Origin of the sequence: Hominimerdicola alba (genome assembly GCF_900112155.1) — a bacterium.
Lineage (GTDB): Bacteria > Bacillota > Clostridia > Oscillospirales > Ruminococcaceae > Hominimerdicola > Hominimerdicola alba_D.
The window spans coordinates 23518-37056 of sequence record NZ_FOKQ01000034.1 but is presented as its reverse complement, the minus strand read 5'-3'; the positions used below and the strand labels follow the sequence as shown (position 1 = coordinate 37056).

8 protein-coding genes are annotated in these 13539 nt (G+C 46.1%); 3 read left to right on the top strand and 5 right to left on the bottom strand.

All coding sequences use genetic code 11. The annotated features are described in order from the left end of the window. Positions 1-433: 433 nt before the first annotated feature. Together BM265_RS15335 and BM265_RS15330 are read right to left on the bottom strand one after the other, a co-directional pair. Positions 434-2071: an alpha/beta hydrolase-fold protein gene (locus BM265_RS15335; protein WP_242940867.1), complete on the bottom strand. Its 1638-nt coding sequence runs from the start codon at positions 2069-2071 to the stop codon at positions 434-436. Positions 2072-2257: 186 nt separating this feature from the next. Further along, positions 2258-4681 (bottom strand): family 43 glycosylhydrolase, encoded by a 2424-nt coding sequence (locus BM265_RS15330; protein ID WP_074962884.1) that lies wholly within the window; start codon positions 4679-4681, stop codon positions 2258-2260. A gap of 545 nt (positions 4682-5226) precedes the next feature. Here BM265_RS15330 and BM265_RS15325 point away from each other — a divergent pair. The 3 genes from BM265_RS15325 to BM265_RS15315 all read left to right on the top strand — a co-directional run bounded on the left by BM265_RS15325 (position 5227) and on the right by BM265_RS15315 (position 8604). Then, positions 5227-6942, top strand: a complete 1716-nt coding sequence (locus BM265_RS15325; RefSeq protein ID WP_074962883.1) for a fibronectin type III domain-containing protein — start codon at positions 5227-5229, stop codon at positions 6940-6942. A gap of 593 nt (positions 6943-7535) precedes the next feature. Then, positions 7536-8015 (top strand): sigma-70 family RNA polymerase sigma factor, encoded by a 480-nt coding sequence (locus BM265_RS15320; protein ID WP_074962882.1) that lies wholly within the window; start codon positions 7536-7538, stop codon positions 8013-8015. A 67-nt stretch (positions 8016-8082) separates the two neighbouring features. Then, positions 8083-8604, top strand: a complete 522-nt coding sequence (locus BM265_RS15315; RefSeq protein WP_242940866.1) for a hypothetical protein — start codon at positions 8083-8085, stop codon at positions 8602-8604. A gap of 116 nt (positions 8605-8720) precedes the next feature. Here the strand turns inward: BM265_RS15315 and carB are convergent, their stop codons facing one another. The 3 genes from carB to BM265_RS15300 form a co-directional block, all read right to left on the bottom strand. Then, positions 8721-11945: a carbamoyl-phosphate synthase large subunit gene (gene carB, locus BM265_RS15310; protein ID WP_074962880.1), complete on the bottom strand. Its 3225-nt coding sequence runs from the start codon at positions 11943-11945 to the stop codon at positions 8721-8723. Positions 11946-12309: 364 nt separating this feature from the next. Then, complete coding sequence (locus BM265_RS15305) at positions 12310-12921, bottom strand: TetR/AcrR family transcriptional regulator (protein WP_074962879.1); 612 nt, start codon at positions 12919-12921, stop codon at positions 12310-12312. A gap of 40 nt (positions 12922-12961) precedes the next feature. After that, complete coding sequence (locus BM265_RS15300) at positions 12962-13534, bottom strand: hypothetical protein (protein WP_074962878.1); 573 nt, start codon at positions 13532-13534, stop codon at positions 12962-12964. Positions 13535-13539 lie beyond the last annotated feature (5 nt).

Sequence of the window (13539 nt, the reverse complement as noted above, 5' to 3'; positions counted from 1 at the left end):
CGTAGATGAGTATCTTCATCATGATATCCTCGGGTATGGCGCCATTCCACTTGCTTACTATCGTGTATTCTTCTTTTTGATAGATCTCATCTATAACATTGCTCAATACTCTGACAGGTGAGCTTTCTTCGATGTAGATCTCATAATTCATGTTAAGACGCACTTGACAATTTCTCATTTTTGTGGTACAATCCTTTCGTTGGTTTGATGTTATATTTGCAATTACATTATACCACAAAATGAGACGCCTGGCACTACCTTTTTGGTGTGTCAGGCGTCTTTTTCTTTGTTGGGGCTGCAACAGCCCCTTTTGTAGTTCCTATATACTATATATAAATCGAAAACAGATAATGAACAAAGTCCTGCACAAGATAATGCAGGACTTTGTACTTTGTTTGCAGTTAAATCATCATTGATCCGCTTGTGCTTATCCTTAATTCTGGAAAGCTATGCGGAAGAAGTTGTAAAGGTGAGCTCTTATACAGTTATCACCGTGGTATCCGCCGTTTACATAGTGCCAGATATGAGGAACACCATTCTTATCAAAGTTGTTGTGATAGGTCTTAGGATTGTCGTAAACAACAGTATCGTCGCTTCCGCCTGTTATCATCAGGAAGTAAGGCTGATTATCAGCGCTCCAGTTGAAGGAACCTGTAACTCCGGGAGCAGGGCATATAGCACCGATATAGCCGAAGAGATCGGGTCTCTTCATACCAATGAGGAGAGCCTCACGTCCGCCCATAGAGAAGCCTGTGATAGCGGTGTTGTCCTTGCCTGTCAGGATGCTGTAGTTCTTTTCCATATAGGGCATAAGATCCTTAGTAAGATCGTTTATGAAGTTATCATAGCCCTGGTTGTTTGTTTCATCCATGCCTGTACAAGCCTTGAGAGTCGGGCTGGAGAATACATCGGGGAATACACAGATCATTTCCTTAGCTGCGCCCTCAGCGATAGCGTTGCCTATCATCTCGCGGGTATGCATATCAGCATTTCCCTTTGTAAGCATTCTGTCGATGCCCTCATAGTAGCCGTGCATGATGTACATTACAGGGTACTTCTTGCTGGGATCATAGTTTGGAGGCAGAAGTATATTTACATCCTTCTGTCTGTTGCAGGTGGTAGAATAGTAGCTCTTCTTCTGTATCTGACCGTAAGTTACGCCGTTCTTGGTACTGTTTGCAGAATTAGGCTCTTTTTCAACTATTGTGCCCTTTACCTTGTCAGTGAAATCCTTCATTGAAAGATGATTATTGACCACAGGGAATTCTGTGATCTCGCCAACAAGATATGACTGAAGTGCGGATACATCATCTTCATCGATAACGCCGCTCTTATCAACATCTGCATTTTCCTCTGCGGTACTGTTGATAAATCCTCTTACCATACCTCTCTTGAGTTCGATAAGGTCAAGTACGGTGAGATCGCCATCAAGGTCAACGTCACCTTTTCTGATACCCTTGCTGATAACGACCTTTGAGGTAGGACCGTCGATCTTTGTTCCTGCGGGAGCAGCTATGATCTCATCAACATAGAAATCACAGGTCTCCTCGGTAGTTTCAACTACCAGTACAAGATCGGTAGCTCCTGCGGGGATAGTGTATTCAGCATTGTAAAGCTGAACGAACTCGCCGCGGTTTGCAAAAGTCTGAGCTATCTTGTCATAGCTTGCAGTACCGTTCAGGCTGTACTGAAGTGTGAGTTTGAATTCGGTAGGATCGGAACCCGTAAGATTAGTAAAGCAGGCGCTGAAAGCGTAGCTCTTGCCGGGCACGAATGTTGTTGTGCTCAGGGATTTCTGTCCGCCGTTCCATGAAGCAGTTCTTCCCGAAAGGTAAAGTGACTTGGAGCCCATATACTTGGCATCACTGCTTACAGCAGCTTTGCAGCCGCCTCTTGCAGACCAGTCATCTGTTCCGCTTTCAAAAGTATCGTGGAAGATGTAGCTGCCCGTACCGGCTGCTACAGCGGTAACTGCAGGAGCTGTCGGCAAAACAGCCAGACAGGACGCTGCCAGTGTCGCTGATGACAGGACTGACAGGAATTTTTTCCCTAACATTTTTGAACTTGACATTAGATTTCCTCCGTTCTGATTAGTGTGCTATACGTCCATAGATTTGTTCTTCTATTCGAAAAGTGCCAAAATACGGCACTTTATCGACTTGATCAATTATAGCTGAACGATCTCCGGAGCAGGATCGTTCCAGCTTTGTCGGGATCCATCCCGTTTTTGGTGTGCTTTCTAAGAGAAAAGCACCGATCACTCTACAGTGACCTTGAAAGCTCTGGCATTTATGTTGCTTATATCCCACTTGCCGTTTATCTTGGCGCAAACGACCATTTCATAGGTACTGCCGGGTCTGAGCTTGGGCGATGTAAAGATAACATTATCAGTATAAGCCTGAACTTTCCATTTGCCGCCCAGCTTGACCGCTACGCCATACTGTGTCGCACCGCTGACAGGGTTCCATCTCAGCTGGAACTGGTGATAAACATCGTTGTATGCGATATAGTTTATAGATGGATAGCTGTCGCCGTTGGGAGTTACAGCGATCATATTTGAAAAATCATTGTTCCATTTGCCGTTTGTCATTGCAATGACAGCAACCTTGTATTTGAATCCCGACAGAAGTCCTTTGATGGTGTAGGAATTGCCGTCGGTTTCCGCTATCTTCTTCCACTTGCCGTCTGTATAGCCGCATACTGCGTACTTTTCAGCGCCGGGAACAGTTGTCCATGTGAGCTTGACGGAGGTATCGCCGGGCACATACGAAACTGTCGGCGGAGTTATAACTACAGCCTGAGGTCCATCTATGACCGTACCGCCTGCGGCTGCAAAGAAGTTGTCAACATAGAAGTTTGTAGCAGAGGTATTGTCATCTGAGTCGCCCTCGGTCTCCACATATACAAGGAGATTCTTGGCACCTGCGGGTATTTTATAGCTTGTATTCGCAAGCTGTGTCCACTCGCCCTTTGAAACGTTCCTGGTATCGATCTTATCGTAATAAGTCTCACCGTCTGAACCTGTATACTGGAGAGTAAGGTGGAATTTTGTAGAAGATGCGCCCTCGTTATACTTTACAATAGCCGAGAAACTGTAGCTCTCCCCTGCCTTGAACTTATAATTCAGGCTCTTGCCGATGCCCTGCCATGAAGACGAACGGTTTGTGCAGTATGCAGAGCCTGTACCCTCATATGCTTCATCAGTGCTCAAAGCTACTTTTGAACCGCCTCTGTCAGAACAGCCGTCAAGTTTGCCCTCGAATGTGTTCTTGAAGATATAAGTATTATCTGTACCGGATGAACTTGAACCTGCGCCGTCAAACTTCCACCAGTCAACGTTCATAAGATATCCGTCGCCGCCGTTGAATACAAGGTAGAGGTCATGTTCGCCCTCAGCACCCGATACATCGCAGGACATTTCTTCCCAGTTATGCCAGCCGCCTGTGCTGCCGACCTTAACTGTGCCCACAACAGGACCTGTCTTGCTGTCAAGGTGAAGCTCGATATATCCGCCGTCTCCAGAAGAAGCAACGGAAGCTGTGAACTTATCCGCACCTTCACCGAAGTCGACGCCTGCTACCTTTATATAAGAACCTTTTTTGATAAATCCGACGTTTACAGAACCATTATCGTCCTTTTCGGTCTTTACGCCCTCACTCCAGCAGATAGTCTCAGCTTCAACTCTCTCATAAGGATTCAAAGCCTCCAGCTGGTCGGGACCGCTGTTGGTAAGCTTTACAACAGGGATAGTTCCGTCGGAGTTATATGTGAATTCATCACAGGAAGCACTTCTGTTGTATGCGCTTCCGCCGGGGATACCGCTCTTATGGTAGAAGAAGTAAGAGTGGTCTTTATAATCGATTATACCGCCATGGGTGGTAAAGCAATTTGAACCCTGCTGGAGAACTCCGCGGTATGTCCAGGGACCTGTAACGGAAGGGCCTGTTGCATAGCACTGGCTCTCTCCGCCGTAGCCGTCAACAAAAGATGCCCACACAAGATAGTACAGGTTATTATGCTTGTATATCCAGGGGCCTTCACCGTAGGTAGTGCCCCTGCTGCTGGAGCCAAACTGCTGTGCGTTCATATCGAACTGTCTTATCTGACCGTCCAGCGTTACCATGTCTTCTTTAAGCTTAACATAGTAGCATTTCGGGTTGCCGAACATGAGCCAAGCCTGACCGTCATCATCTATGATAACAGTTGGGTCGATGTAGTCCCAGTTAGGACCGCAAAGAGGCTTGCCAAGAGGATCGCGGTACGGACCTTCTGGCGAATCTGCCACAGCAACGCCGATAGCTCTTCCTCCGCCGCCCTTATTGGTGGTGGTGAAATAGAAATAGTACTTGCCGTTGCGCTCGATACACTGTGAAGCCCATGCGTCATTAGCGTTGCACCATGAGAATGAGGTATCCTCGAGTATCCTGCCGTGGTCTGTCCAGTTCTTCATATCCTTTGTGGAGAAGCACTGCCAGCCTGTCATGTAGTAGAAATCGTTGGTACCCTCACGGTCACAGCCCGTAAATACGTACAGCTCATCACCGATAACGACGGGAGCGGGGTCAGGTGTGAAAGATGTCTGTACGATCGGATTGTCTGCCTGTGCAACAATAGTTGCTGTTGTGCATAGGGTCACTGCTGTCAGTGCAGCCTTGGTGATTGCTGAAAAAACCTTCTTCATATCAATTCTCCTTTTCATCATATTATATATCCCTTTTTTCTGATTCGACTACAGATCATATCTTTTAATCAGTTACGATAATTTTCACACCACTATAATAGCACGAAAATTCACCAATGTCAATCCAATTTTTTTAGAATTATGTAGGAAAAATGTAGAAATTAGCAAAAAAATTAACAAAGATATCAAATATGAAATCAAAAATTTTCCGGGATACAAATATAAGAATAAACAGGTCTTATAACATTATGAAACTCGGTTCCGGATCATAAGATCAAAATCCAAAATAAACTGCGGACACTAAGTCGATTTACTGAACAAACAATGCGATATATAATCTTGTTGAGGCAAGTAAGGTTGTGACGAAAATCCCACGCACTGTTGTTGTGCCGAAAAAACGGCGCAAACAGGAGATAATTCTGCCAAATTTTAATTTTGCAATTTGTACAATTTATCGCTTGACTTTTGTCAAATTATGTGATAATATTCTATCAGATCAGTTTTTGATCAAAAAACTAAAGAATTGTTCGGAAGGAGATATCATTATGTCACAAACCAAAGTCGCAAAACGCACACTTGTAGCTTTACTGGCTGTACTCTGTGTTGCGGGCTCTGCATCTGTCAGCAGTTTTTCCACAGCGGGTGCTATCACAGCTTATGCAGGAACAAATATTGAGGACATCACCCCTGTCACCGACCATGAATGGTCAGAACCCAAGTGTATCTGGGTGAGCAATGAAGAGGTCTATGCTGAATTCAAATGCAACGTATGCTGTGAGACCCGCAAGGTAAAAGCTGATGTCCAACTGACAAGCCACCGCGATGCAAGCTGCTTTACCGACGGTTTTAGCATCTACACCGCCACCGTAAATTTCAATGACAATGTGTACACCAAAAGGGAGTACTTTACTCACCGCGCCGAAGGCAAGCACGATTATTCAGACCCCGTTTGGAACTGGAGCGATGACCATTCCGCCGCTTCAGCTCATTTCGTATGCGAGCGATGCGGATTTGAAGAAGACAGCGGTGCTGTCATAAGTTCTGAAGTGACTACCGACGGAGAGGATACAGTTACTGAGTATACCGCTTATGTAGTTGCCAACGGACAGCTTTATACCGACAAAGTCAGCATTAAAAATACCGAGCCCACCGAGACCCGTACCGTATCATGGGAATGGACAGACAGCCTTAGCGCTGCGCTTGCTACTGTTACCTGCGGCAACGGCAAGAACGAGACTGTTCAGGCAAAGGTGACCGTAGATAAGCATTATGCCACCTATAGAAGTGTGGGCTGGGTGACTTACACCGCCATATCAGTTGTTGATGGCATCGAATACCATGATGTGATGTGCGTTGTTCTCCCGAAGAACAGCATGGTACACTATGAAGAACAAAAACCCACCTGTACTACAAGCGGTATCATTGATTGCTGGCTCGATCTCGATACGGACAAGTACTACCTTGATCCCGAATGTACACAGGAAGTAAGCTGGTACCAGGTAGATCTCCCTGAGCTGGGACATGATTTTGACAGTGTGACCTGGCACTGGTACAAGGATCTCAAGCACGCATGGTTCGAGGCACACTGTACAAGGTGTGATCACACTATCAAGACACCTCCTTTCAGCACCACCTGCAAGATAGAAAACGGTAAAGTGATATATGAGGTGAATTTACCGAGTACTTTTGTCGGTAATAATAAGAAATACAGGGACAGAAAGGTCATAGACCTCAAGACAGCAGTTCCTGATGTGACATACGAAAAGGGCGACAGAGCTGTAAAACTCACCTGGGATAGTATCGAGGGTGCACAGCAGTACGGCATCGCAGGCTATGTAAACGGCAAATGGAAGCTTCTGAATACCACCCCTGACACTTCCTATATTATAAGAAACCTGACTCCCGGCACAGAATACAAAGTTGCAGTTGTTCCCATGTTTGCAGACAGATGGAACACGAATTTCACAAAAGCGATAACTGTAACGCCAAAGTCAGTTAATGTAATACCTGTTCAGACAAAGATCATCGACCACAAGGTCGGCATAAAGTGGCAGCCTGTAGCAGGCGCAGAAAAGTACGCTGTTGCAGCATTGGAGTCGAACACCTGGGCAGTAAAGAAAGAGTTTGACGCAAATACAACTCAGTGGACTACCCCGAATCTTGCTCCGGGCACATATCGTATAGCTGTCGTTGCAATGGTCAACGGCACTTGGCAGTCATCAGATTTCAGAAACAGATCATTTGAAGTTACAATAAAGTGATTCCGCGGTAAATAAAGGCTTCCCACCGGAGAGCGATCAAAGAATGGCATCGCCGCAATACTTCCGACTATAGTCGGGGTACTGCGGCGTTTGTGTTTTAGGTAGTGTACTGTTATTTATCTTGCCAGCGTCATGATTAATGTTATTATAAAATACTTCGCTCAATTATATTAGTAGACAACCTGCTGACATTCTGCTATAATTGTAGCCACTGTATACAACTTACCAATAAATTACGCTTTAATTATACGTAGCAGATATCAAAATTTAAACACTAGGGAGTTTTGCGCTCTTATCCTAAGTACTTAGGTGGACTGGTCGCCATTTGATGCGATGATTCAGCGCTCAAACTCACACAAGCCTGCTTGATCGAAGCTTGACCGCACACTTTGTTTCGTAACATAGTTTGTTTAATGCGAATACACAGATTTATTTCCACAAGTATTTGACCACAAACTCCCATATTTGGCAGTTTTTCTCCGATGATTGACCCGCTCAAAAAAATTTTTTTATTTTTTGCAACCTTTTGACACTCTCAAACGTGTTATTGCTGAAAGGACCTTTCAGACAGAAAAAATTAAGGAGACACCCGAATGAGACTGACAGCAGAAGATGCCTACCGCAGATTCGCGGATAATGCCTTTGCAGCGGCATTCAGTATATGCCGCGACAAGACTGACGCAGATGATGCGGTACACGACACTTTCATAAAGTACATATCCAAAAATATGGACTACAATGATGAAGAGCATATAAAAGCGTGGCTTCTGCGTACTGCTATCAACCGTGCTAAGGATTTCACACGCTCGTTTGCAAGAAAAAATTCCGTCCCTTGGGAGGACTACATGGACGAGCTGGAATTCGCCGCACCTGAGGACAGCGAGCTTTTTGAGGCAGTGATGAAGCTTCCCGACAAATATCGTATAGTTATACACTTGTTTTACTACGAGGAACAGAGCATCACCGAGATATCAGAAACACTGAAACGACGCGAGGGCACGGTAAAAAGTCAGCTCAGCAGAGGGCGGGCTCTGTTGAAAGAAATGTTGACGGAGGAATGGAACAATGACTAACAAGGAAAAATATCAAAGGACATTTTCAGTGCTTCACGCCTCCGAATTTGATTTGGAGGAAACAGCAATGAACAAGAGAACAGGTATCAGAATTTCAAAGAGAATTACAGCAGTTTGTGCAGCAGCAGCTATCGTGGCAGCTATGAGCGTCGGCGCTTATGCGGCAGATATCGGCGGTATACAGAGAAAAGTGCAGATATGGATCCACGGCGACCAGACCGATGCTGTACTTGATATACAGCAGCAGGAAAATTCCACCCACTACACGCTGAAATACACAGACGATAACGGTGAAGAACGTGAGATATACGGCGGCGGTGTGGCTATGGACGGCTTTGGCGGAGAAAGACCGCTTACCGAAGAGGAGATAGCTTACCATATATTTAACACGATAGATGTAGATTTCCGTGACGACGGCACTGTATGGGCATACTACAAGGGCTGCTCCATGGATATTACAGACAAGTTCGATGAGGACGGTTACTGCTATGTTCAGCTTAAGGACGGTGACGATGTGAAATATCTTACTGTTGAGCCTGACAGAGGATATTGTGTCAGCGATGATAAATTCATTACAAGCAAGGACTGATATATGAAAAATAACACGGCGGAAAGTTCAACAGGCTTTCCGCTGTGTTTTTGTGAAAAAGCGCCCGCATCGAAATGATGCGAGCGCATTATTTTTTCTATTGACCGAACAATTAATTATTCGGTGATATCATCGTGGTGAGCCTGGAGAGACTTAACGCCGAAGTGAGTGTTCTGCTTGATAGCCTTGATACCCTCAGCACTTGCCTTGGCAGCTGCCATGGTGGTGATGTAAGGTATGCGGTGCTTGATAGCATTCTTTCTGATGTAGCTGTCATCGTGTACACTGGTCTTGCCTGCGGGAGTGTTGATTATCAGCTGTATCTCGCCGTTTGCTATCTCATCAGCGATATTGGGTCTGCCCTCGTAGATCTTGAAGATCTTCTTTGCGGGGATACCTGCTTCGGTGATCATAGTATAGGTCTTGCCTGTTGCGAGTATCTTGAAACCAAGATCGTTGAATGCCTTTGCGATCTCAACCAGTTCGGGCTTATCTCTGTCGCATACGCTGAGAAGAACTGTGCCCTCCTTGGGAAGTGCAGTCTTGGTAGCTTCCTGAGCCTTGTAGTAAGCCTCGCCGAAGCTTGGAGATATACCCAGAACTTCACCAGTAGATCTCATCTCAGGTCCGAGAACGGGGTCAACTTCCTGGAACATATTGAATGGGAATACAGCTTCCTTAACGCCGTAGTGACCGATCTTCTTGTCCTTCAGGGAAGGTACGGGAGAAGGATTGCCTGTGAGTTCGCTTGTGATGATCTCAGTAGCGATCTTTACCATGTTGATGGAGCAAACCTTGGATACCAGCGGAACTGTTCTCGATGCACGAGGATTAGCCTCCAGCACGTAAACGGTGTCGCCCTCGATAGCGTACTGCATATTCATCAGACCCTTGACGTTCATCTCCACAGCTATCTTCTTGGTATACTCCTTGATGGTAGCTACCTGCTTCTCGCTCAGGTTCTTTGAAGGCAGTATGCAAGCAGAGTCACCGGAGTGAACACCTGCAAGCTCGATATGCTCCATAACTGCGGGAACAAAGCAGTTCTCGCCATCGGAGATAGCATCAGCCTCGCACTCGGTAGCATGGTTGAGGAAACGGTCTATCAGTATAGGTCTGTCAGGTGTAACACCTACTGCGGCAGACATATAAACTCTCATCATCTCGTCATCGTGAACGATCTCCATGCCGCGGCCGCCCAGAACGTAGGAAGGTCTAACCATTACAGGATAACCGATGCGGTTTGCGATCTCCAGAGCTTCGTCAACGTTAACAGCCATGCCTGCTTCAGGCATTGGGATACCCAGCTTGTCCATCATTGCACGGAAGTGATCTCTGTCCTCAGCGAGGTCGATGGTCTCGGGAGTTGTACCCAGTATATTTACACCGTACTTCTTCAGATCGTTAGCCAGATTCAGAGGAGTCTGACCGCCGAACTGTGCGATAACGCCTACGGGCTTCTCCTTATCGTGGATTGCCAGTACATCTTCAAGTGTCAGAGGCTCGAAGTACAGCTTATCGGAAGTATCGTAGTCAGTAGAAACTGTCTCGGGGTTGCAGTTTACGATTATGGACTCAAAGCCCAGCTTTTTCAGTGCCAGTGCAGCGTGTACGCAGCAGTAGTCGAATTCGATACCCTGACCGATACGGTTAGGACCGCCGCCCAGTATCATGATCTTGGGCTTATCGGTATTAACGGGGCTGTTGTCCTCAGCAAGGTGATAGGTGGAGTAGTAGTAAGCCGCATCCTTGGTGCCGCTTACGTGAACACCCTCCCAAGCTTCCTTGATACCGAAACCGATGCGGGCATTTCTTATCTCTTCCTCGGTCACTTCAAGGAGAGTGGACAGATATCTGTCGGAGAAGCCGTCCAGCTTAGCCTGCTTCAATACAGCTTCAGCGGGAACAGCGCCCTTGTTTTTCAGCAGAGCTTCTTCCTCATCAACCAGTTCCTTCATCTGCTCCAGGAACCAGTGCTTGATCTTGGTGAGTTCCCAGATCTCATCTATAGTAGCACCCTTGCGGAGAGCTTCGTACATAACGAACTGTCTCTCGCTTGTAGGATAACGCAGTTTTTCCAGCAGTTCTTCCTTGGAAAGATCGTGGAAGTTCTTTGCAAAGCCCAGACCGTATCTGCCTGTTTCCAGAGAACGGATAGCCTTCTGGAAAGCTTCCTTGTAGGTCTTGCCGATGCTCATGACCTCGCCGACTGCTCTCATCTGAGTGCCCAGCTTGTCCTCAGCGCCCTTGAACTTCTCGAATGCCCATCTTGCGAACTTGATAACTACATAGTCGCCGTCGGGAACATACTTATCAAGAGTGCCGTACTTGCCGCAGGGTATCTCGTCAAGAGTAAGACCGCAGGCGAGCATAGCGGAAACCAGTGCTATCGGGAAACCTGTTGCCTTTGAAGCCAGTGCCGAAGAACGTGAAGTTCTGGGGTTGATCTCGATAACAACTATTCTGCCGTCCACGGGGTTTCTAGCGAACTGGCAGTTGCATCCGCCGATAACTTCTATGCTCTCAATGATGCGGTAGGACATATCCTGGAGTTCTTTCTGAACGTCCTCGGGGATAGTCAGCATAGGTGCGGAGCAGAAGGAGTCACCTGTATGTACGCCGATTGGGTCGATGTTCTCGATGAAGCAAACGGTTATCTTGTTGTTTGCGGCATCTCTAACAACTTCAAGCTCAAGTTCTTCCCAGCCAAAGATACATTCTTCAACAAGCACCTGACCAACGAGAGAAGCCTGAAGACCTCTTGCGCATACAACTTTGAGTTCATCAACGTTGTATACCATACCGCCGCCGGCACCGCCCATGGTATAAGCAGGACGAAGAACTACGGGGTATTTCAGCTCTTCAGCGATCTTTACAGCCTCTTCAACGGTATAAGCCACCTGGCTCTTGGGCATACCGATACCAAGCTCGCTCATAGCGTTCTTGAACTCGATCCTGTCCTCACCGCGCTCGATAGCATCTACCTGAACACCGATGACCTGTACGCCGTACTTTTTCAGCACGCCTGCCTTGTCAAGCTCGGAACAGAGGTTAAGACCAGACTGACCGCCAAGGTTAGGCAGAAGTGCATCGGGGCGCTCCTTATCGATTATCTGGGTGAGCCTGTCAAGATTGAGGGGCTCGATATAAGTGATATCGGCAACATCGGGGTCAGTCATGATGGTAGCAGGGTTTGAATTGACCAGTACTATCTCATAACCCAAGTTTCTCAGCGCCTTGCAAGCCTGAGTACCGGAGTAGTCAAACTCACAAGCCTGACCTATTATAATAGGTCCCGAACCGATTATCATAATCTTGTTGATATCCTGTTTCTTTGGCATACTAAACTCCTATCCCGCACTATATTGTGCGTAAAATTTTTTCTTACAAAAAACTTCTCTTAAAAAATTCCTAACGTATATCATAACATACTTCCGCATAAAATGCAAGACCAAAATCTTAATATTTCATAATTCACAATTCATAATTCATAATTATTTGGCATAGTACTAACGATAGTTTTTCTTATCCATTATTTGCAGTTACACACAATAAACCGCAAAATGCTCATTCTGAATATTTTTTGGTTTATACAGCATATTATGCGCCATTACGAAAAACATCAAGGCACAAAAAAAAGCGCCCACATCCCCCGATATGAGCGCAAGAAACTTACGTCCTCTGTCAACAATTATGAATTGTGAATTATGAATTGCCACAAGTGTGGTGGTTGATAATGTCATTTACACTGCGGTAAACATAGGGTTTTAGCTTTTCAAGGCTGACAGGCTCGCCGTAGAGTATCGCTGAATGACAGGCTGAGCTTACAAGCTCTACTATCATAAAGAGCATTATCTCAGGCTCTTCTATGCCGTCGGGAGCATCCGCAAGGATAGCATCGTATACAGAACGCAGATCCATATCGTCACCCTTTGAGGGCGAAGTAACCGCGTGCTTGAAAACGCCCCAGCTCAGGTTCTTCGCGATAAACGCAACCATCGGCGGATTGCCCGAAAGCTGATCGAGGATATTGTCGATAACGTATATCATCTTCTCGTTGAAGGTCATTTCCTTTTTCTCGGCTTCAAGGGCTTCAAGAGCGTTTTTGAAAAGTTTGGAGGACTGATGTGCCACCAGCCTGTTTTTAAGATCGTACTTGTCCTTGAAATATAGGTAGAACGTACCCTTTGCAACGCCCGCACTTTTGGCTATATCGGATACCGAGGTCTTGCTGACACCGTTTGTGGTGAACAACTTATATGCAGTGGCAAGGAGCGAATCCTCCTTGGCTTTTTTGTTTATATCAAGTTTACCCATACTAAGACCTCCATAGGTTCTTTTATCCCGATCATTATTATCATTCCCCACGCAGTTCCAGACCCGCTATAAGCTCTTTCAGTGACTCTGCTGCCGGCTCTTCTTCAACTTCGCCTTCGTTTTCAAAATCCTCAATAAATATCCTGCCCGTACCAACTTCATACAGAAGAAAGTTGGACGAATAAACATCATAGATGCCTATGGGGATATACCTTTTTATATCCCCTCCGTAAAGAGATACCCAGCTTTTTGCACTATCGATAAGACCATATTTGCGCTGTAAAAAGTCATTTTCTCCCTCGCCTTTGAAACGTACAGCCGAAAACAGCATGAAGCACTCACGATAGTCCTTGTAAAATCCGAAAATCCCGGGCTGCCAATAGCCCAGCAGTTCTGCCAGATCATCGGGGACTTTACGTCCTATCTCACGCTCATATAAACTGAGGTCGGGCATTTTCTGCCTTTTTATTATAAGCTCGCCCGCTTCAAATCGGCGCACAAGTTCGGGGTCAGCTTTTGCCGCATATTCCTGATAACCAATTTCCCAGAAACTGTGTATCCCTTTGCCTTTTTCATGAAGCATCTGCGCATAGTGCTGTAAGGCGTTCTTCATTTCAG

What these genes read in the sequence shown, in the direction of transcription:
- BM265_RS15335 (WP_242940867.1), bottom strand. Translation starts at nt 2,071, where the DNA reads ATGTCAAGTTCAAAAATGTTAGGGAAAAAATTCCTGTCAGTCCTGTCA.
- BM265_RS15330 (WP_074962884.1), bottom strand. Translation starts at nt 4,681, where the DNA reads ATGAAGAAGGTTTTTTCAGCAATCACCAAGGCTGCACTGACAGCAGTG.
- BM265_RS15325 (WP_074962883.1), top strand. Translation starts at nt 5,227, where the DNA reads ATGTCACAAACCAAAGTCGCAAAACGCACACTTGTAGCTTTACTGGCT.
- BM265_RS15320 (WP_074962882.1), top strand. Translation starts at nt 7,536, where the DNA reads ATGAGACTGACAGCAGAAGATGCCTACCGCAGATTCGCGGATAATGCC.
- BM265_RS15315 (WP_242940866.1), top strand. Translation starts at nt 8,083, where the DNA reads ATGAACAAGAGAACAGGTATCAGAATTTCAAAGAGAATTACAGCAGTT.
- carB (WP_074962880.1), bottom strand. Translation starts at nt 11,945, where the DNA reads ATGCCAAAGAAACAGGATATCAACAAGATTATGATAATCGGTTCGGGA.
- BM265_RS15305 (WP_074962879.1), bottom strand. Translation starts at nt 12,921, where the DNA reads ATGGGTAAACTTGATATAAACAAAAAAGCCAAGGAGGATTCGCTCCTT.
- BM265_RS15300 (WP_074962878.1), bottom strand. Translation starts at nt 13,534, where the DNA reads ATGAAGAACGCCTTACAGCACTATGCGCAGATGCTTCATGAAAAAGGC.